Raw genomic sequence first — 18,995 nt, 5'->3', positions numbered from 1 at the left:
ACTCAAACTCCTTTTGATTTCGAGTTATTTTTGATAAACTCAAGCACATCACTCGTGATCTTTTTCCAACTACCCAATCTATCTGATTTATATCTAATAATTAGGGCAGCCTGCATATCCGGGATAAACCGCACTTGTTTGCAGGACTCTGCATGCCCACCTCTTATTGGGCTGCAATCAATAAACGTGGAAATCAGGCCATCATCATCCACCGCCCAATAGTAATCAGCCTCGCCCCCCCGATAATACTTACCCACGCCTCTAAAATGGAACAACCCGAGCCCTTCAAGATATTCGCCCGCCTGTATTTGGCTTCCATCATCGAGCGTGAGATGCAATATGAGATCCCATTTATCTCGATTGATTACAGACTCAACTACGATACTGATATGTTCAGGTCTTTGGTCTAGGTCTATAGGCCGTCCACCCGCTGGAGATAATCCCGGCCAATAAGCCTCCAGCGGCATTGAGCTCAATTTCGCATCGCAACCAATGGGGGGAGGCCCCTGATTTTTATCCCAGTCGCTTCGCCCCTCATAAGTAGGCCAGAAGAAAAAATAGCTCTTGTCAACCTTAAGCTCATACCCCCCTAAGCTACCGCACCTATAAGGAATATGCTCTTGTAACTTTAGCCACTCCGCCCAGGGACCATTATTTTTTTGAACCCAACGCATTCTTAGCGATTCAGAAAACAGCCAAAGGCCATAACCCGCCAGTACGGCCGCTAGCATGAAAAGCGCTATCAACCAATATATTTTCTTCGTCCCGTGCACATCACTCTCCTTCGAATAGAATGTTCACCCCAACTGTTTATGAAGAGCCATATCCAAAAACAAGAATCTGCGCCAAAAACAGACCATGACATGTCACAGAGACAATTGAGATCCACAGTGCCATTTTTCTCAAAATAACCGCTTTTACTTTAATCAGCACACTCGCAAAGGCCAGAGCACCTCCCACCCAACCTAGCTGCGCAAGCAAAAATATTGAAATAAGAAGCGTCGCAGCCCCCCACCAATCTCCCCCACTGGCATAAATCCAAACGGCATAACAAGTAACAGCAAGCGGAACGCTGCAACCCCATATAAATAGCAAGGTAGCGTTCACAACTTTTAACTTCAACGCTGCTAGGATCGCAAGTAGCAACCCCAGACAAACCAAGCAGATTTCCAGCATCAGAAAATATACTTTCAATTCAGTCATTGACATCCCGAACCACCCACCACAAATGGTTTCCCAGCAAATCTTCACGTAACACAAGCAACAAGCGCTGGCGCAAAATTATCTTTCCCGCAAACTCTCACCCGCATACTGCTGCAACGGGCTCAGGAAATAATCGATCACTCTACGTCGATCCGTCTTGACCTCAACCGTGACCGACATCCCCGGCGACAACGCCACCTTCTCATCGCGCACCATGATGAAGTCCTTCAACAGACGAACCCGGCTGCTATAGATCAACCCACGCTTCTCATCTTCGATCGCATCATTGGAAACGCTGATGATTTCCCCTTCGACCGTCCCGTACTTGGTAAACGTAAACGTCTCGACTTTCACCGTAGCCAGCTGCCCTTGCCGAACAAACCCTACATCCTTGTTCTCCAGCATGGCTTCGACTTCCATCGGCTGGTCATTGGGCACGATGACCATCAGCGGCTGGGCCGCCGTCACCACACCACCCACGGTATGAATCGCCAGTTGCTGAACGGTGCCGTCCACCGGTGCGGTCAGGCTCATCAGATGGTCGCGTTGCTCGGCTTTTTTGAGTTCCTGCGTCAAGGTTGCCGCTTTCTGTTCCGATTGCTGCTGCAGATCGAGCATGGCCCGGCGGGTCTGGGCGAGGATGCCCTGGCGGCGGCGTTCGGCTTCCTTGCGGCTGGCATTGAGTTCAATTACGCGGGCCTGTTGCACCGCCATGTCCCGTTCCTGATCGAGCAGGGCTTGCTGTTTTTCGAGGAATGCGTGTCGGGGGACATATTGCTGGGCCAGTAGCTCTCGATAATCATCGGCCAGGCGACGGGTGATCGGCAGCGTCTGTTGCAGGGATGCAACCATCGCCTTAGCCGACTGGATTTCCGCAAAGCGTTGTTCGATTTCGGCATCGACCTGATCCAGGGAGCTGCGCAACTCCAGGTATTGCCCTTGAAGCCAGCGCTGCGCAGCCATGACTTGTGGCGGATCTGCCTGGAGCAGGTGACTGGCGAGGGAGCCCGGCTCCTTGCCACTTTGAATCGACTCAAGCAACGCGGTGGCCCTGGCACTGTCGACCTCGGCCGCCAGCAGATCGATCCGGTAGCGATTGACATCGGCGGCGGTCGCACTGGCGTCCAGTTCCACAAGCACGTCTCCGGCCTTGACCGACTGGCCGTCGTAAACCCGGATAGTCTTCACCACCGCCACTTCGCTCGGTTGTATGGTTTTGCTCTTGCCGCTGGCGACAACCTTGCCTCGCGCCGTGGCGACCACCTCGATTTCACCGACACAGGCCCACAGCAGCGCCAATGCGGCAAAGCCCATGATGGTCCACTGGATGTAGCGCGGCGCCGGATGGGTCGGTTGATCCTGCAACGCGAGCGCAGCAGGCAGGAACTGGACTTCGTGGGCAAGACGCATGGGGGTGTCCAGCTGTTTGCGCTGACGCCACGCCTGACGCCAGGCACTGCGATAGCGTCGCAACAGTTGACGTGTCGCTGATGGTTCGCTCATGGCAACTATCCTTGTTGCAAACGGTGCAGGCGTGAGTAGTGTCCCGCTTGATGGGCCAAGAGCTCGTGATGAGTGCCCTGTTCGACGATCTGTCCGCGGTCCATGACCACAATCCGGTTGGCATCGCGTACAGCGGAGAGACGGTGGGCAATGATGATCACCGTTCGCCCCTTACAGATAGCCTGCATGTTCTGCTGGATGATCCGCTCTGACTCGTAATCCAGCGCACTGGTCGCTTCATCAAAAATCAGGATTCGCGGGTTGCCGATCAGGGCTCGGGCAATCGCCACTCGTTGACGTTGTCCGCCCGAGAGCGAAGCGCCATGTTCACCGACTATCGTGTCGTAGCCTTCGGGCAATTCAAGAATGAAATCATGCGCACCGGCCATTTTCGCGGCGTGCATGACCGCTTCCAGAGGCGCCCCCGGATCGGTCAATGCAATGTTTTCGCGGATGCTGCGGTTGAACAGCATGTTGTCCTGCAGCACCACGCCGATCTGTCGACGCAATGAAGAGACATCGGCCAGCGCCAGGTCCATCCCATCGACCAGTACGCGGCCACGCTCCGGGACGAAGAGCCGCTGCAAGAGACGAGTCAACGTGCTTTTGCCTGAACCGGAACGCCCGACGATACCGATCACCTCCCCGGCACCGATCGCCAGGCTGACACCGCGCAACACTTCGGAACCATCGGGGCGATAACGGAAATGTACTTGATCAAACTCCACGCGCCCCTTGAGTGCGGGTAATGCACTGCGGGTGGCCTGGGACATCTCGGTCCGGGTGTTGAGGATGTCACCGAGGCGCTGGACCGACACACCGGTCTGTTGAAAGTTGGTCCATAGCTGAGCCAGGCGCATGATGGGCTGGGCGACTCTGCCCGCCAGCATGTTGAATGCGATCAATTGACCCACCGACAGTTGACCGTCAATCACCAGCCGGGCGCCGAGCCACAGGGTTGCGACGGTCACCAGCTTGCCGATCAGCGAGACGCTTTCATTGGCGATAGTCGACAGGGTCTGGGTCTTGAAACCCGCACTGACATAGGCCGCCAGCTGGTTATCCCATTTGCGGGTGATCTGGGGCTCGACCGCCATGGACTTCAACGTGTCGATACCGTTGACCGTCTCTACCAGAAAGGCCTGGTTCTCGGCACCACGGGCAAAGCTCTCGTTCAAACGTGCTCGAAGCAGCGGCGTGATGAACAGCGAAACCACGACGTACAACGGCAGCGATAACAACACGACCAGGGTCAGCCAGCCGCTGTAGAAAAACATCACGGCAATGAAAACCACGGAGAACAGGACGTCCAGCAGCAAGGTGATGGTGTTGCCGGTGAGAAAGCTGCGGATATTTTCAAGTTCACGGACCCGAGCGACGGAGTCACCGACGCGCCGCGCCTGGAAGTATGGCAGTGGAAGTGTGACCAGATGGCGAAACAATCTGGAGCCCAGTTCCACATCGATGCGACTGGCCGTATGAGCGAACACATAGCTGCGTAATCCACTCAACACCGTCTCGAACAACATGATGCCCAGCAGACCTATGGCAATCACATCCAGGGTCGTGAGCCCGTGATGTACCAGCACTTTGTCCATGACCACTTGAAAGAACAGCGGAGTCAGCAGGGAAAATATCTGCAGGACAAAGGAAACCAGCAGTACTTCACCGAGCAACTTGCGATATTTGACGATGGCCGGGATAAACCAGGTGAAGTCGAACTTGGACAGGTCGGCCGTCAACGATGCTTGGGACCGTACGAGAATCAGCTCGCCGCTCCAGCGTGCCTGAAGTTGTTCCGCGCTGATCATCTCTGGGCGCTGAGCTCGAGGATCGTGGATCAGGATTTTTTCCTGATCCACGCGGGCGATGATAAAGAACCCGCCGTCGGTAGCGCAGGCAATCGCGGGCAAAGGGGTTTGTCCCAGCCGTTCGAATGCTGTGCGGATAGCTTTGGCTTTGAGGTCCAGTTGGCGAGTAGCCAGGAGTATCTCGGCTTTGCCGAATAGCTGCCCCTCAGCAACGTATTCGTGGGCGAGCTGTTCCGGGGAGACGGCAATGTTATGAAAACGCGCCAACATGGCCAGGCAGGCCAGTCCCGTATCCAGCGCAGTCGCAGACGGCCCTGGAGTAGTCCCTTGTTCTTGCATAAACGCTTCCATGCGAAAAAAACATTGTACGCCCTTGGCTTCCTTGGGCACCCGGTGTTCCGCTTGGCTCGAAGGCGTCAGGCGAGAATGATGGCGGCGTAACATTATTCGATTTCCCGAGCGATATCGACATCCAAATCCGCCCTGAAGACCTGCTTCAGAGCCTTACATCAACTCGGACGGAAGGAAATCATGCTTGGGTTCATAGTCCGCCTTGAGGTACTCGGCAAGCTTTTGAAGGTCGTTGGCGCTTAGCGTACCGGCGGCCTGCTTCAAGCGCAGATTGTTCAGGATGTAGTCGTAACGTGCGTCGTTATAGTCACGTACGGCTTTAAAGAGTTGGCGTTGTGCGTTAAGCACATCCACGGTGTTACGTGTCCCCACATCGGCGCCAACCTTGGATGCTTTCAACGATTGTTGACTCGACAGGATTGTTTGCCTGCGCGCCTTTATCTGTTGGATGTCCGAGTTGACGGCACGGAAATAATTGCGGGTATCCAGCACCACCTCTCGACGCTGACTTTCCCTCAGTTCCTCACTTTGAGCCAGTCTCTGATAAGCCTCGTGTGCCTGTGAACTGACACGGCCGCCACTGTAGATCGGAACGGTCAATTCCAGCGCTACGCTGCTTTGAGAGACGTACTTGCGGTATCCATCCTGACCAAAATCGCTAGGGTTGCTGTAGCCGAAACTGTCGTTATCGCCCTTGCGGTAAGAGGCCACGGCGTCGAGGGTTGGAGCATGTCCGGATTGACGCTGACTTAAACGTTCCCCAGCCGCTTCGACGGCATAGTTGCTCGCCAACAACTTGAGGTTCTGCTGCACAGCACCTTCTACCCACGATTTCGTATCATTTGGAATCGGCGCCAGCACCGGCAACTGATGTTGCATGCCTTCGATACTTGCGTACTGCTGGTTAGTCAGATTGACCAGCTGCTCGAAGGCGTCTTCAACCTTGCGCTCCGCGAGCTGCCGATTTGCTTGAGCGTTATCGTATGCGGACTGAGCGTCCAGCACATCGGTGATGCTCGACAGACCGCCCTTGAGACGTGCTTGCGCCTGATCCATTTGCTGTTTGAGGGCTGCCTCCTCAGCTTCGGATGCCGCCAGTGCATCGGTGGCGCGCAGTGTCTCGAAGTACGCCTCCGCTGTTTTCAGAATAAGCGCCTGCTCTTTTGCCGACAGTTCCAGCGCTGCTTGTGCAGTGCCGGCTTTAGCCGCCTTTAGTTCATACCAGAACGCAGCGTTGAATAAAGGTTGCTTCAGATTGGCCTGGAAGGTCGTACCACTGCGTCCACGTGCAAGCTCCGGCTCATCACGCGTAAGACGAGTAGCCTCAAACGTAGCCCCCGTGCTGATTACCGGTAACAGATTGGCCCGCGCCTGAGGCACCATTTCCTGCTGCGCGGCAAAATCGGCACGGGCGGCCGCCAGGTCGGAGTTATGAGCGACCGCTTGACGGTAGACGGCCATCAACTCAGCCCGCTCAGCTATTGGCGAACAAAACACAAAAGAAGGGAACAGACAGGCGAACAACAGCACGCCTTGAGCGCGACGCATGAACAAATCCTTTTGATGGCGCGAAAGCTGCGAGCAATTCACCCGCCTTTCCGATGAGGGCGCCGAAACTAAGGTAGATGGTGAGAGAGGTCAAGGCTCAAGTGTTTGGTTTAACTCACTAATGACCCACCATCGGCACTGCAATCAACAGGATCGCCGTCCCATGCGCGGCAGTCGACGCCACGACCCCATAACGCATGCGGATGAGCCCACACGCCAACCCTTCGATCAGGGTGAAGAGCAGAACGGGCTCACCGAGTTGGGTGACGCTCAGCGCCAGAAAGGTGTGGCATGCCGAAAATGCCACGGTACTGGTCAACGCCGCCCGCAGGGCGCTGACATGCCGCTCCAGATAGCCCTGCAGCAGGCCGCGGAACAACACTTCTTCCAGCGCGTTGGCGCCATAGGCCAGTACCGTCATGCCCGCCAGCCAACCCCAGTAGCCTGGAATAACGCCCGCTTCGATACCTTGGTAAAGCCGCAATGGCAGACCGATCAAGTACCCCGCGACGAGCCCCAGGCTCAATCCAGCCAGTCGGCTGCCCTTGAACACCACGACAAGCTGCCATAAATCTGGAGACACACGAGCGATCAGCGCGACCAACGCCAGCGACGCCCCTCCCAGCGAAGCCAGCACGAACGGATTGGCCAGGAAGCCGATCTGCATGTCGTCGTTGAGGAACCACATGCGCAACGGCGTCATTGCGTCGCGCATCAGCACGAACGCCAGGATCAGAATCGCGATGCGCAATCCGGTCTGGCTCTTCGGCGTCAAGCCGAACCAGAGCCCCAGGAGGACGAGGCCCGGTGACAGATAAAGTGAATAGTCCAGCAGTACGGCGAACCCTTCGGCGATCATTCGGCATTCCTTTGCATTGAAAGTCAGCGAGCAACGGTGATGGAGTGTCCTGGCAGTTTACAACCCACGACGATCCGCAACCGGCGCATGCTGCGCCATCAATTCCACCATCCATTCGATGAACACCCTCAACCTGGCACTGATATGCCGGTTCGGCGGGTAAGCCAGGTAGAGCGGCATCGGGTCGATGCGCCACGTATCGAAAAGCGGTACCAGCTCGCCGTTGGCTTCGTGGGGGCTGGACATGTACTTGGGTAGCCACAGCACCCCCAGCCCCGCCAGGCCCGCCGCGAGGTAGGCGTTGCCATCGTCGACGGCCAGGGCGTAGCGCCCGTTGATGTGCAGGTGTTCATTGGCGTTGTGCATGGCATAGGGCACGGCTTTGCCGGTGCGGGCCCAGAGGAAGCCGACGATACGATGCAGGGAGTCTTCGAGGTCTCGTGGATGCGCCGGGGTGCCAACGCGTGCCAGGTAGCTCGGCGCCGCGAAGACGCCCAGCTCGAGATCACCGATGCGCCGGGCGATCAGCGACTGGTCCGTCAGTTCGCCGCCGCGCACCACGCAATCGACGCTTTCATCGATGATGTCCACGATGCGATCGCTGACGCCCATGTCGATCTGGATATCCGGGTAGCGCGCATGGAACGTCGGCAGCGCCGGCACCAGGATCAAGGCGGCCAGCGGGCTCGGGACGTCTACCCGCAAGCGGCCCCTGGGCAATGCCTGGGCATCGGACAGGCTGGCTTCGGCATCGTCCATGTCGGCGAGCAAACGCAACACCCGTTGGTAATAGACGGCACCCTGGGCGGTGACGTTGACCTTACGTGTCGTGCGGTTGAGCAGCTTGACCCGCAGGCGTGCCTCCAACTGCTGCACCAGCTGGGTCACGGTGGTCTTGCTCATGTGCAGGGTCTCGGCGGCTTTGGTGAAACTGCCCGCCTCCACCACCCGGGCAAATGCCTGCATCGCATCGAAACGATCCATTGCTGCTCCGTAATCGATCAGATTGTTTGGATTTCACAAACAGTGATCGCCAAGGTTGCGCGTTTATCGCCCGGACACAAGCCCCTAGAGTGACTTCATCGTTGATTTCCCACTGATTCCCGATGGAGGTTCCCATGACGCGCGATGTAGTTTTCCCACCTGGACGCCAAGCGCTTTACGAGCGCAACCGTTATTCGCCGGCGATCCGGTCCAATGGTTTTCTTTTCGTATCGGGCCAGGTCGGCAGCACCGACGACGGTTCGCCGGAGCCGGACCTGGAGGTTCAGGTGCGGCGTGCGTTCACCAACCTGGAGGCGATTCTCACCGCCGCCGATTGCACCTTTGACGATGTGGTGGACGTCACCATTTTCATGGTCGATCCCGAATCGAAATTCGAGACGATCTGGAAAGTGGTGCCTGAATTCTGGGGCAGCGCGCCGCACCCGACACTGACGGCGGTTGGGGTGACGTGGCTGTATGGGTTTGAGTTCGAGATCAAGGTGATCGCCAGGTTGCCTGACGCTGGGCGGTGAGTCAGTGATGACGCCATCGCGAGCAGGCTCGCTCCCACAGGGGATTTGGGTGTGGTGCAGATATTGGGTTCACCGGAGATCCATTGTGGGAGCGAGCCTGCTCGCGATGGCGGTGGGTCAGTCGCCAGCCGACTAGCCTTTCAGCGCCGCTTCAATCGCTGCAACGTCGATCTTGGTCATCTGCATCATGGCCTCGAACGCGCGCTTGGCGGCGGCCTTGTCGGGGCCGGCGACGGCGTCGGTCAGGATGCGCGGGCTGATCTGCCACGACAGCCCCCACTTGTCCTTGCACCAGCCGCAGACACTTTCCTCACCGCCGTTCCCGACAATCGCATTCCAGAAACGGTCCGTTTCAGCCTGGTCATCGGTGGACACCTGGAACGAGAAGGACTCGTTATGCTTGAACACCGGGCCGCCGTTCAGCCCGATGCAGGGGATACCCATCACCGTGAACTCCACCGTCAACACATCGCCTTCCTTGCCCGACGGATAGTCGCCAGGCGCGTGATGGACGGCGTGTACCGCACTGTCCGGGAACGTCGCGGCGTAGAACTGCGCCGCCTCCACGGCATCGCCTTCGTACCAGAGACAGATCCTGTTCTTGTTATTCATCCGGCTTCTCCGAGAGGGATTGGTCGGTGCAGTCTAGCAGCGCACTTTTTTCGGGATCGATCAGGTGATAAACGGCCTTTCGCATCGGACGCCGCAGGCGAAAGGGCCACGTGGTCGCCAGGATGAACCATCTGTGCATCGGGGCGCGGTGCAACTCCTTGCCATCGCGTTCCTGGCACTCTGGCCACCTTACGAAATCCGCCAGGCTATCTCGCCTCCAACACCATCTGCCATTGAACCGGCCACTCCGTTGGCAAACAAAACCTGAACAACCGGGGCCATCCTCGGTAGGATGTCCGGCCTTTCGGCCTGGACCCGCCCTGGAATCGCCCCGATGATCCTGATCGTTTACGCCCACCCCTACCCCGACCAATCACGGGTCAACCAGCAGATGCTCGAACGGGCCTGCAGCCTTCCGGACGTGGTCGTACGGTCCCTCTATGATCTCTACCCGGATTTCGACATCGACGTCGAAGCCGAACAGCGCGCCATCGAACAGGCACAACTGGTCGTCCTCCAGCACCCGATGTACTGGTACAGCATGCCGCCCCTGCTGAAATTGTGGATCGACAAGGTATTCACCCACGGCTGGGCATACGGCAAAGGCTCCACGACCCTCAAGGACAAGAGCCTGCTGTGGGCCGTCAGCACGGGCGGCGGTCAGGACCATTTCGAGATCGGTGCGCACCCAGGCTTCTCCGTGTTGGCCCAGCCCCTCCACGCAACGGCTGTCTACTGTCGCATGCGCTGGCTGGATCCGGTCGTCGTCCACGGTGCCTATGCCGCCGAATCTCAGGCCCAACACGCACAAATCGAACACTACCGCGCCCGCCTGGCCTCTTGGAAGGAAGACTGAAATGGAGACTCACAGCCTGATCGAGATGCTCATCTACCTGGCCTCGGCGACATTGATCGTGCCGATTGCCGTCAGGTTGGGCCTGGGCCCGGTGCTGGGGTACTTGCTGGCCGGGTGCATCATCGGCCCCTGGGGCCTGAAGCTCATTACCGACGTCAAGGCCATCCTGGAATTCGCCGAAATCGGCGTCGTGCTGATGCTGTTCATCATCGGGCTTGAGCTCGACCCCAAACGGCTTTGGGCGCTGCGGCGCATGGTATTCGGTGGCGGCGCCTTGCAGATGCTGGCCTGTGGCGCTGCGATCGCGGTGTTCTGCGAAGCCCTGGGTCTGAACTGGACGGCCGCGTTGCTGGTCGGCCTGACCCTGAGCCTGTCCTCCACGGCGATTGCCATGCAGGCGATGAATGAGCGCAACCTGACGGCAACCGCCGTCGGCCGCAGCAGCTTTGCCGTGCTGTTGTTCCAGGACATCGCGGCCATTCCCCTGGTCGCCATGATTCCCTTGCTATCGGCCCACGGTGAAACACCGTCGGGCACCGCTCTGGCGCTGTCGATCGTCAAGATCGTTGCGGCCATCAGCGTCGTCGTGCTGCTGGGACGCTATGTGACGCGGCCATTGCTGCGCTTCGCCGCCCGCTCGGGCCTGCGGGAGATCTTCAGCGCCGTGGCACTGTTCCTGGTGTTCGGCTTCGGTTTTCTCCTGGAAGAAGCCGGCCTGTCGATGGCCATGGGCGCCTTCCTCGCCGGGGTGCTGCTGGCCAGTTCCGAATACCGGCATGCCCTGGAAAGCGACATTGAGCCATTCAAAGGCCTGCTGCTGGGACTGTTTTTCATCGGTGTCGGCATGTCGATCGACTTCGGCACCCTGATCAACACGCCGTTGAAGGTTGCCACCCTGACCCTGGGCTTCATCCTGATCAAGCTGCTGGTGATCAAGACGGTGAGCCGGTTTCTCAACGTACCCGCGGGTCAGCGTTCGTGGCAGGCGGTGTTGCTGGGCCAGGGCAGCGAATTCGCCTTCGTGGTGTTCGGTGCCGCGACGCTGGCCGACATCCTGACCGATCAATGGGGCAAGAGCCTGACGCTGGCGGTGGCCCTGTCCATGTGCCTGACCCCCTTGCTGATCCTGCTGTTGGGTCGACTAGAGTCCGTCACCCAGAAAAACCGCGAGGAATCCGACCTCGTCGATCAGCAGAACCCACGCATCATCATTGCCGGGTTCGGTCGTTTCGGGCAGATCGCCGGACGTTTGCTGATGTCCTGCGGCGTCGAGGTGGTGGTACTGGATCACGACCCCGACAACATCGAGACACTGCGTAAATTCGGCGTGAAAGTCTTCTACGGCGACGCCACGCGCCTCGACTTGCTGCATGCGGCCGGCGCGGCCCAGGCCGTTGTGCTGATCAATGCCATTGACGATCAGCAGGACAACCTGGCGCTGACCCGGCTGGTTCAGGAGCACTTCCCCACGCTGAAGCTGATCGTGCGGGCGCGGGACATGGGACACCTGATCACCCTGCGGCAGATGGGGGTGGAGGCGGCCGAACGGGAAACCTTCGAGAGCGCGCTGTCATTGGGCCGACGTGCGCTGATGCAGATGGGCGTCGGGGCTTACGAGGCGCGCGAACGGGCGGATCAGTTCCGTCGCCTGAACTTGCGAATGCTGGAGGAAATAGTCGCCCAGCCAGAGGATGACCTCAAGTTCCGCCACGACGCCTACCGCCGCGCCAACGCGCTGCTCACGGACATGTTCAACGAAGATCGCGCACGTCCCGCCGACCGCTGGCCTGAACATCACCTCAACGAGACGGATGAGGCGCGTAGCTGAGGTCACCCAACGGACGAAGACGTTCCGGGCGGCTCAGGCCAGCGCGTCCAGCTCGGCCAGCATCGGCACCGGGATCCGCAGTTCGCTGGCCGTGAGGTTTTCCCGCAAGTGCGCCACTGACGATGTACCAGGAATCAGTAGCAGGTTCGGCGCACGTTGCAGCAACCACGCCAGCGCCACGCACAGCGGTGATGCCTCCAGGCGTGCCGCGACGCTTGAAAGGGCCTGCGATTGCAACGGTGTGAAGCCACCCAGTGGAAAGAACGGTACGTAGGCGATGCCCTGTCGATTCAGGTCAGCGATAAGTTGCTCGTCACCTCGATGAGTCAAGTTGTAGTGGTTCTGCACACACACCACGTTGGCAATGCCCTGGGCTTGCTTGACCTGCGCAGCCGTGACGTTGCTCAGCCCCAAGTGGCGGATGAGACCCTGGCGCTGCAAGTCCGCCAGTGTGCAGAAGGACTCCTCGATGGAGCCCTCCGTGGGCGCTTGCATGTTGCCCCAGGCCCGCAGGTTGACCACGTCCAATGCATCCACGCCCAAGTTGCGCAAGTTGTCGTGAACGGCCCGGGTCAACTCGACGGGGCTCAGGGCGGGATTCCACGAGGCGTCAGCACCACGAACTGCACCCACCTTGGTAACGATCACCAGATCACTGGCGTAAGGGTGCAGTGCTTCGCGAAGCAGACGGTTGGTGACATGGGGGCCATAGAAGTCAGCGGTATCGATATGGTTGACCCCAGCGGCCAAAGCTTCACGCAGCACCGCGACAGCCGCTGCCGGGTCCTTCGGTGGCCCGAACACGTGGGGCCCCGCCAATTGCATCGCGCCGTAGCCCATGCGATTGACCTTGCGGTCGCCCAGAAAAAAACTCCCTGCCTTGTCTGCCCTGCTCATCACGTACCCCTTGGATTAATGCATGAGCCGACTATAGGCGTTGACCACTCCACTGATAATCAGGTGCAATCCGAACGGGTTGTACGGCACAGAGAACACTATGACGGATATTCAAGACCTCTTGTCCTTCGTGGCCGTGGTCAACGCAAAGGGGTTTCGGGAAGGCGCCCGGCTGAGCGGCAAATCCGCCTCCAGCCTCAGTGATGCGGTACGACGGATGGAAAGCCGGCTCGGTGTGCGCCTCCTCAACCGCACTACCCGCAGCGTGGTGCCGACCGAGGCCGGCGCTCGGCTGATGGAGCGTATCGTGCCAGCCCTGGGTGAAGTCGAATCCGCGTTGGACGTGGTCAACGAGTTCCGTGACCGTCCTTCGGGCACCCTCAGGCTGAATGTGCCGGTCAGTGCAGCGACGCTGGTGTTGCCCTCGATCATCACTCCGTTTCTGAGAAGCTACCCCGACATTCGCCTGGAGATCGTCACCGAAGAAAGTTTCGTCGACATGCTCGCGGCCGGTTGTGATGCCGGTATCCGCTACGATGATCGCCTTGAACAGGACATGATCGCCATTCCCATTGGTCCACGCTTGCAGCGTTTCGCAACGGCTGCCTCACCGGCCTACCTCCAGGCCAGGGGATGCCCCGAGCACCCTCGGGACCTGCTCCAGCATGCCTGCCTGCGGGGCAAGTTCCCCAGTGGCGCCATGCCGCTCTGGGAATACGAACGTGACGGCGAAACCATCAGCGTGGACCCGAGCGGTCCCTTGGTTTTCCGCGTGGCAGGCGCGGTGGATCTGGCCATAAAAGCCGCACTGGATGGGTTGGGGGTAATCTACCTGTTCGAGGATTGGCTCAAGCCCTACCTGGACAGTGGCGCATTGGTGCCGGTGCTGGAGCCCTGGTGGCAGGCTTTCAGTGGACCGTACCTCTATTACCCCGGTCGCCGCTACCTGCCCTCGCCGTTGCGGGCTTTTGTGGATTTCATCAACGAGAACCGGAGCCACTGACTCCTCGTTGCACCGCTCGTCTTGCCTCGTGGTAACGACTACAGCCGCTCGTCCCGCGCCCCGAAGATTTTTCGAACAAAGCCCCTGCACGTAGCTCGGACCTACATGACACCGCTGAAATCAGTGATGACGCGCTTGAGCAGTCGAGACTCGAACGGCTAGCGCCTCGACGGTCTGTTGCGTTTCGATTCCAGGAGTTTTCGCCATGTGTGAGGGTTTTGTTCAGCACGTTTCCTCAAAGGACGCCCTGGCGTATTTCGCCCAGCGAGACACCTCGGGCGGACGTTTCGATATAGCGGTGACGCACCTGGACTTGTACAGGACGGTGCCCGCCAGTCCCCAGGAGCGGCACAACCTGATCAAGCCGAACATGCAGGTCAGTGCCATCCGCCGTCGCGGCGGGCACCTGGAGTCCATCAAGGTTCGCTGGGGCTGGTCGCCCATCTGGTCGGTGGGAACGATGCCCCCACTGACGCATCTGCCGCTGCACCTGGTGATGCGTTCCAAGGTCTTTGACCCCATCAAGCGCGAAGGCCGTGTATTGGTGGCCGTGGAAGGCTGGTACGAAGCGCAGGGGCACTGCGACTCGGCCCAGGCGCAAGACTTCAGCTATACGACGTCCCGACAATCGGCCCCGATCTTTCTGGCGGCCCTGGCCCAGGCCAGCGAAACCGCCTTGGGCTGCGACGGCCTGGCCCTGGTGACTTATGGCGATATTGCCGGCCAACAGCAACGTGTACTGGCCTTGAGCACAGACGACGCGCTCGATTGGCTGGAGCCTGAGTTCGGTTGGGAACAGGCCTACCAACTGGCCGAGCGCCTGAACGGCGCGGAGCCGCACCTTGAAACGGCAATGACAGCCCAGGCCCAGGCCAACCTTTGATCCTGGGCCGGGAGGGAGGTGAATCATGTACGTGATCATGGGAGGCACAGGACATGTTGGTTCGGCCACCGTCCAGGCGCTGCTGGCCCAGGCAGCGCCGGTGACGCTCCTGACTCGCAACGCCGCCCATGGGGAGGAATGGCGCGGCAAAGGCGCTCGGATTGTCGAGGCGGATGCGCAGGATGTCGAGTCGCTGCGCGCCGCCTTCCGACTCGGGCGCCGGGCCTTCATCCTCAATCCACCGGCCGCTCCGAGTACTGATACCGATGCGGTGGAAAGACATACCGTGGGCAATATTCTCGCCGCGCTGGACGGTTCGGGCCTTGAGAAGATCGTCGCCCAGTCCACTGCCGGTGCCCAACCCGGCGAGCGTCTCGGTGACCTCAGTGTCTTGTGGGAGCTGGAAGAAGGCTTGCGCAATCAATCAATCCCGGCGGCGATCAATCGCGCCGTCTACTACATGAGCAATTGGGACAGCCTGCTCGACACCGTCCGCACGACAGGCAAGCTGCCAACCCTGCTTCCGGCAGACCTGGCCCTGCCCATGGTTGCCCCCCGGGACATGGGCGAAACAGCAGCAGCGAGACTGTTGTCGCCGGTAACCGACATCGGCGTTCGTTATGTGCAAGGGCCTCGCCTGTATTCACCCAACGATGTCGCGCAGGCTTTTTCCCAGGCGCTAGGCAGGCCGGTCGAGGTGCAGGTAATACCGAGGAACCGCTGGGAAGATGCGTTCCTGGACCTCGGTTTCAGCCCCGCCGCCGCGCAATCCTATACCCGGATGACAGAGATCAGCGTCGACAGCGGCTTCGAGGTTGCCGAGGATGGGCTGCGCGGCACCACCACGATTGAAACCTACATCCAGGCGCTGGTGCAAAGAGAGAATCGATGAAGGAAAGCCGGGAACGGCGCACCATTGGACGGTAAACTGCGGCGTCTTTTTCCTTTTCCCCATGAGGCGCCGCATGACCAACCCAGACATCACGTTCACTCCGGACCCGGATGCGGATTCCATTTCTTCGGACGTCGCCGGCTTCGGTGGCCTACTGGTCACCACCCAGATCCCGACCCGCGCCGACGGCAGCCTGGAGCTGGGCGACATCACCCTGCAGAGCGAATGCACCTTGCAAGCACTCAAGACTGCGCTGGAGCGTGCCGGTAGTTCCATGGACCGGGTCTTGCACCTGACCATCTACCTCACCGACATGACCGAACGCGCAGCCTTCAACGAAGTGTACAAACGCTTCTTCGCCAAACCCTGGCCGGTGCGCGCCGCGATCGGCGTGGCGGCACTGGGGGTCGAGGGCATGCGGGTGGAAGTCACGGCAATGGCAGCCAAGGGTTGAAGGGCTCGCAACACGCTTGCTCGCAGTGGGGTTGACTGTGCCGACGCCATCGCGAGCAGGCTCGCTCCCACATTAGTTTTCCCGACCACAGCTCCCACCGGTCTGGTGGCGTCCCGCCATTTCTACATCGGTGCCAGCGGCTCATAGCTGGGCATGAGCAATCAGGTATGCAGACATGTCCCAAATGCGCGTTTTGCGGGCAAACAGTCATTTGCGCACCTGGCCCAGGCCATTCCACCTGTCTAAAGTGGGCTTTTTTCCCTTTGCGGTATTTCCATGAATCTCTGGTTCCGACTGTTGCTGATGCTGTTTCGTCGCCCCTGGCGCAAGCCGATGGCTCCTCTGGAGACCACCGTGGTGCGCATGCGTGTATGGCCGCTGGATCTGGACTTCAACCGCCACGTCACCAACGGCCGCTATTTCACACTGGCAGATGTCGGACGCATGGATTACGTGCTGCGCAGCGGCGCCTACAAAGTGGCGTTGAGCAACCGGGCGGTGCCGATCGTAGGGGATGTCTGGGGCAAGTTCAGGCGCGAATTGAAGCTGTTCGAAGCATTCGAGGTGCACACCCGGATGCTCGGCTGGGACGAGAAGTGGTCGTTCATGGAACACCGTTTCATGAGTCGGGGGCGTGTGGTCGGGGTGGTTGTCATGCGTGGCCTGTTCCGCTCGGCCAAGGGCACGATTGCACCGGCTGAGTTCATTCGCGCCCTGGGCCTGGACGAACAGCCGCCGGCCATGCCCGACTGGCTCAGCGCCTGGTCGAGAAGTTGCGATGACTTGAGCCTGGAGCTTCGACTGGAAGAAGGCGCACGCACTGACACGCGTTAGCCGAACATCATCGCCTTTGTGGCAAGGGAGCTAGCTCCCGCTGGGTCGCGAAGCGGCCCCAGACAGGACGGGGGCATGCCCCCATGCCCTGCCGGATCCCCGCCTATACTCTTCTGCCAATCCCCCCTGGGGCCTGCACTTCCAACAATAAAAAGCAGAGGTGGAACATGGTCTGGCAACAAGTCTACGATCCCTTCGGTAATGCGGTGCTGTCGACGTTCCTGGCGGCGGTCCCGGTGGTGGTGATGCTGGCGTCCCTGGCGTTCTTTCATATCAAGGCGCACCTGGCGGCGTTGCTGGCCCTGGCCTCGGCCCTGCTGATCGCGATTTTCGCTTTCGGCATGCCAGCCGGCATGGCCGGTACGGCGGCGCTCTACGGGGCGGCCAACGGGTTGCTGCCCATTGGCTGGATTGTGCTCAACATTATCTTCCTGCACCGGCTGACCACCGAAAACGGCTCGTTCAAGGTCCTGCAGGATTCCCTGGCGCGAATCACCGACGACCGGCGCCTGCAATTGCTGCTCATCGCCTTCTGCTTCGGTGCGTTTTTCGAGGGGGCGGCGGGCTTCGGTACGCCGGTGGCGGTGACTGGGGCGATCCTCATCGGACTGGGCTTTTCACCGCTGGCCGCCTCCGGCCTGGCATTGATCGCCAACACGGCACCGGTGGCGTTCGGCGCCTTGGGCACCCCGGTCATCACGCTGGCCAAGGTCACCGGGCTGGATGAAATGGAACTGTCGATGATGGTCGGCCGGCAGTTGCCGTTCTTTTCGGTGATCGTACCGTTCTGGCTGATCTGGGCCTTCGCCGGATGGCGCAAGATGCTGGAGGTCTGGCCGGCGATCCTGGTGGCCGGCGTCAGCTTCGCCATCCCTCAGTTCGTGGTCTCAAACTACCATGGGCCGATGCTGGTGGATGTGATCGCCGCGCTGATTTCCATGGCCTGCCTCACCGGCTTTCTCAGAGTCTGGAAGCCGGCCACGGTACACACCTCCGCAGCGTTGTCGGGGCGACACGATGATTCAAAGATCGACGCCAGCGAAGAACAGCAGCCGGTGACCAGCACAGCGTTCTCGACTGATACCCGGCCAGCGGTGCTGCGGGCATGGATGCCGTGGATCATCCTCACGGTGTTCGTGTTTGCCTGGGGTACCCAGGGCTTCAAGAACCTGTTCGATACCCGCCCGGCCATCGATCCCCAGACTCAATCGGCGCGACTCGATCCCCAGGGCAAGCCGATGCGCGAGGCCAACCCCATCTTCTCACCCCTGCTGATCTTCGAAACCATCCACCAGCACATCGAAAAAGTGCCTCCGGTGGTGCCCCAGCCCAAAACCGAGGAAGCGGTCTACAAGTTCAACTGGTTCACCGCCACCGGCAGCGGCATCTTCCTGGCAGCTATTCTCGGCGGCTTGCTGATGGGCTATTCCATCCCGCAACTGGCGCACCAGTACCTGAGAACGCTATGGGTAGTGCGTTATTCGCTGATTACCATCGTGGCGATGCTGGCCCTGGGGTTTCTCACCCGTTATTCGGGACTGGACGCCACCATGGGCCTGGCGTTTGCCGCGACAGGCATTTTCTACCCGATGTTCGGCACCTTGCTGGGCTGGCTGGGCGTGGCGCTGACCGGCTCGGACACCGCCTCCAACGTGCTGTTCGGCGGCTTGCAACGGGTGACTTCAGAGCAACTGGGCCTGAGCCCGGTGTTGATGGCCGCCGCCAACAGTTCCGGCGGGGTGATGGGCAAGATGGTCGATGCCCAGTCGATCGTGGTCGCCTCCACCGCCACCCGTTGGTATGGCCATGAAGGGGAAATCCTGCGCTACGTGTTTTTCCACTCGGTGGTGCTGGCGATTCTGGTGGGCGGGCTGGTGACGTTGCAGGCGTATGTCGAGCCGTTCAGTCGCATGGTGGTCGGGGGGCATTGACCGGAACGTCTAC

The 18,995-nt window shown here is 59.8% G+C and carries 18 protein-coding genes; 9 read left to right on the top strand and 9 right to left on the bottom strand.

Features of this window, described 5'->3' with window-relative positions; all coding sequences use genetic code 11:
• Positions 1-2 precede the first annotated feature (2 nt).
• From AD665_RS27295 to AD665_RS03375, 7 genes are all read right to left on the bottom strand, one after another.
• Positions 3-773 (bottom strand): hypothetical protein, encoded by a 771-nt coding sequence (locus tag AD665_RS27295; RefSeq protein ID WP_155514777.1) that lies wholly within the window; start codon positions 771-773, stop codon positions 3-5.
• Positions 774-810: 37 nt separating this feature from the next.
• Positions 811-1,203, bottom strand: coding sequence for a hypothetical protein (locus AD665_RS26680; protein ID WP_055136291.1), 393 nt, complete (start codon positions 1,201-1,203; stop codon positions 811-813).
• A gap of 78 nt (positions 1,204-1,281) precedes the next feature.
• A complete protein-coding gene (locus AD665_RS03395) occupies positions 1,282-2,706 on the bottom strand; it encodes an HlyD family type I secretion periplasmic adaptor subunit (protein WP_053190898.1) in 1,425 nt (474 codons plus the stop codon).
• 5 nt (positions 2,707-2,711) lie between these two features.
• Positions 2,712-4,856: a type I secretion system permease/ATPase gene (locus AD665_RS03390; protein ID WP_053191301.1), complete on the bottom strand. Its 2,145-nt coding sequence runs from the start codon at positions 4,854-4,856 to the stop codon at positions 2,712-2,714.
• A 165-nt stretch (positions 4,857-5,021) separates the two neighbouring features.
• Positions 5,022-6,416, bottom strand: coding sequence for a TolC family outer membrane protein (locus AD665_RS03385; RefSeq protein WP_080996552.1), 1,395 nt, complete (start codon positions 6,414-6,416; stop codon positions 5,022-5,024).
• 118 nt (positions 6,417-6,534) lie between these two features.
• Positions 6,535-7,275 (bottom strand): CPBP family intramembrane glutamic endopeptidase, encoded by a 741-nt coding sequence (locus AD665_RS03380; protein WP_053190894.1) that lies wholly within the window; start codon positions 7,273-7,275, stop codon positions 6,535-6,537.
• 57 nt (positions 7,276-7,332) lie between these two features.
• Entirely contained in the window at positions 7,333-8,259 is a 927-nt protein-coding gene (locus AD665_RS03375) for a LysR family transcriptional regulator (protein WP_053190892.1), read from the bottom strand.
• A gap of 134 nt (positions 8,260-8,393) precedes the next feature.
• Between AD665_RS03375 and AD665_RS03370 the strand changes: the two genes are divergently transcribed.
• Entirely contained in the window at positions 8,394-8,792 is a 399-nt protein-coding gene (locus AD665_RS03370) for a RidA family protein (RefSeq protein ID WP_024779257.1), read from the top strand.
• Between the two features lie 132 nt (positions 8,793-8,924).
• On the opposite strand, the gene AD665_RS03365 is transcribed toward AD665_RS03370, so the two are convergent.
• Positions 8,925-9,404 carry a VOC family protein gene (locus AD665_RS03365; RefSeq protein WP_024779258.1) on the bottom strand — a complete coding sequence of 160 codons (480 nt, stop codon included), beginning with the start codon at positions 9,402-9,404 and terminating at the stop codon, positions 8,925-8,927.
• A gap of 334 nt (positions 9,405-9,738) precedes the next feature.
• Here AD665_RS03365 and kefF point away from each other — a divergent pair, with 334 nt between their 5' ends.
• Together kefF and kefC are read left to right on the top strand one after the other, a co-directional pair.
• Positions 9,739-10,260, top strand: a complete 522-nt coding sequence (gene kefF / locus AD665_RS03360) for a glutathione-regulated potassium-efflux system oxidoreductase KefF (protein WP_024779259.1) — start codon at positions 9,739-9,741, stop codon at positions 10,258-10,260.
• Position 10,261: 1 nt separating this feature from the next.
• A complete protein-coding gene (gene kefC / locus AD665_RS03355) occupies positions 10,262-12,088 on the top strand; it encodes a glutathione-regulated potassium-efflux system protein KefC (protein ID WP_053190889.1) in 1,827 nt (608 codons plus the stop codon).
• Positions 12,089-12,121: 33 nt separating this feature from the next.
• Here kefC and AD665_RS03350 read toward each other — a convergent pair whose 3' ends face one another.
• A complete protein-coding gene (locus AD665_RS03350; RefSeq protein ID WP_053190886.1) occupies positions 12,122-12,985 on the bottom strand; it encodes an aldo/keto reductase family oxidoreductase in 864 nt (287 codons plus the stop codon).
• Between the two features lie 100 nt (positions 12,986-13,085).
• Between AD665_RS03350 and AD665_RS03345 the strand changes: the two genes are divergently transcribed.
• The 6 genes from AD665_RS03345 to AD665_RS03320 all read left to right on the top strand — a co-directional run bounded on the left by AD665_RS03345 (position 13,086) and on the right by AD665_RS03320 (position 18,982).
• Positions 13,086-13,988, top strand: a complete 903-nt coding sequence (locus tag AD665_RS03345) for a LysR family transcriptional regulator (protein WP_053190883.1) — start codon at positions 13,086-13,088, stop codon at positions 13,986-13,988.
• 205 nt (positions 13,989-14,193) lie between these two features.
• Positions 14,194-14,871: an SOS response-associated peptidase family protein gene (locus AD665_RS03340; protein WP_053190880.1), complete on the top strand. Its 678-nt coding sequence runs from the start codon at positions 14,194-14,196 to the stop codon at positions 14,869-14,871.
• A gap of 25 nt (positions 14,872-14,896) precedes the next feature.
• Entirely contained in the window at positions 14,897-15,763 is an 867-nt protein-coding gene (locus AD665_RS03335; protein ID WP_024779264.1) for an NmrA family NAD(P)-binding protein, read from the top strand.
• Positions 15,764-15,836: 73 nt separating this feature from the next.
• Positions 15,837-16,217: a RidA family protein gene (locus AD665_RS03330; protein WP_053190878.1), complete on the top strand. Its 381-nt coding sequence runs from the start codon at positions 15,837-15,839 to the stop codon at positions 16,215-16,217.
• Positions 16,218-16,493: 276 nt separating this feature from the next.
• On the top strand, positions 16,494-17,051 hold the full coding sequence (locus AD665_RS03325) for a thioesterase family protein (protein WP_024779266.1): 558 nt from the start codon (positions 16,494-16,496) through the stop codon (positions 17,049-17,051).
• 167 nt (positions 17,052-17,218) lie between these two features.
• Positions 17,219-18,982, top strand: a complete 1,764-nt coding sequence (locus tag AD665_RS03320) for an L-lactate permease (protein ID WP_024779267.1) — start codon at positions 17,219-17,221, stop codon at positions 18,980-18,982.
• The last annotated feature ends 13 nt before the right edge of the window (positions 18,983-18,995 follow it).

This window comes from Pseudomonas corrugata (genome assembly GCF_001269905.1).
Lineage (GTDB): Bacteria > Pseudomonadota > Gammaproteobacteria > Pseudomonadales > Pseudomonadaceae > Aquipseudomonas > Aquipseudomonas corrugata.
Note: the sequence above shows the minus strand (reverse complement) of the source record. Positions and strands in the feature narration are given on the sequence as shown.

Coding starts and splice junctions, on each gene's coding strand:
- AD665_RS03330 (WP_053190878.1), top strand. CDS start 15,837: ATGACCAACCCAGACATCACGTTCACTCCGGACCCGGATGCGGATTCC.
- AD665_RS03370 (WP_024779257.1), top strand. CDS start 8,394: ATGACGCGCGATGTAGTTTTCCCACCTGGACGCCAAGCGCTTTACGAG.
- kefF (WP_024779259.1), top strand. CDS start 9,739: ATGATCCTGATCGTTTACGCCCACCCCTACCCCGACCAATCACGGGTC.
- kefC (WP_053190889.1), top strand. CDS start 10,262: ATGGAGACTCACAGCCTGATCGAGATGCTCATCTACCTGGCCTCGGCG.
- AD665_RS03345 (WP_053190883.1), top strand. CDS start 13,086: ATGACGGATATTCAAGACCTCTTGTCCTTCGTGGCCGTGGTCAACGCA.
- AD665_RS26680 (WP_055136291.1), bottom strand. CDS start 1,203: ATGACTGAATTGAAAGTATATTTTCTGATGCTGGAAATCTGCTTGGTT.
- AD665_RS03320 (WP_024779267.1), top strand. CDS start 17,219: ATGGTCTGGCAACAAGTCTACGATCCCTTCGGTAATGCGGTGCTGTCG.
- AD665_RS03325 (WP_024779266.1), top strand. CDS start 16,494: ATGAATCTCTGGTTCCGACTGTTGCTGATGCTGTTTCGTCGCCCCTGG.
- AD665_RS03340 (WP_053190880.1), top strand. CDS start 14,194: ATGTGTGAGGGTTTTGTTCAGCACGTTTCCTCAAAGGACGCCCTGGCG.
- AD665_RS03395 (WP_053190898.1), bottom strand. CDS start 2,706: ATGAGCGAACCATCAGCGACACGTCAACTGTTGCGACGCTATCGCAGT.
- AD665_RS03380 (WP_053190894.1), bottom strand. CDS start 7,275: ATGATCGCCGAAGGGTTCGCCGTACTGCTGGACTATTCACTTTATCTG.
- AD665_RS03335 (WP_024779264.1), top strand. CDS start 14,897: ATGTACGTGATCATGGGAGGCACAGGACATGTTGGTTCGGCCACCGTC.
- AD665_RS03385 (WP_080996552.1), bottom strand. CDS start 6,416: ATGCGTCGCGCTCAAGGCGTGCTGTTGTTCGCCTGTCTGTTCCCTTCT.
- AD665_RS03350 (WP_053190886.1), bottom strand. CDS start 12,985: ATGAGCAGGGCAGACAAGGCAGGGAGTTTTTTTCTGGGCGACCGCAAG.
- AD665_RS03390 (WP_053191301.1), bottom strand. CDS start 4,856: ATGCAAGAACAAGGGACTACTCCAGGGCCGTCTGCGACTGCGCTGGAT.
- AD665_RS03375 (WP_053190892.1), bottom strand. CDS start 8,259: ATGGATCGTTTCGATGCGATGCAGGCATTTGCCCGGGTGGTGGAGGCG.
- AD665_RS03365 (WP_024779258.1), bottom strand. CDS start 9,404: ATGAATAACAAGAACAGGATCTGTCTCTGGTACGAAGGCGATGCCGTG.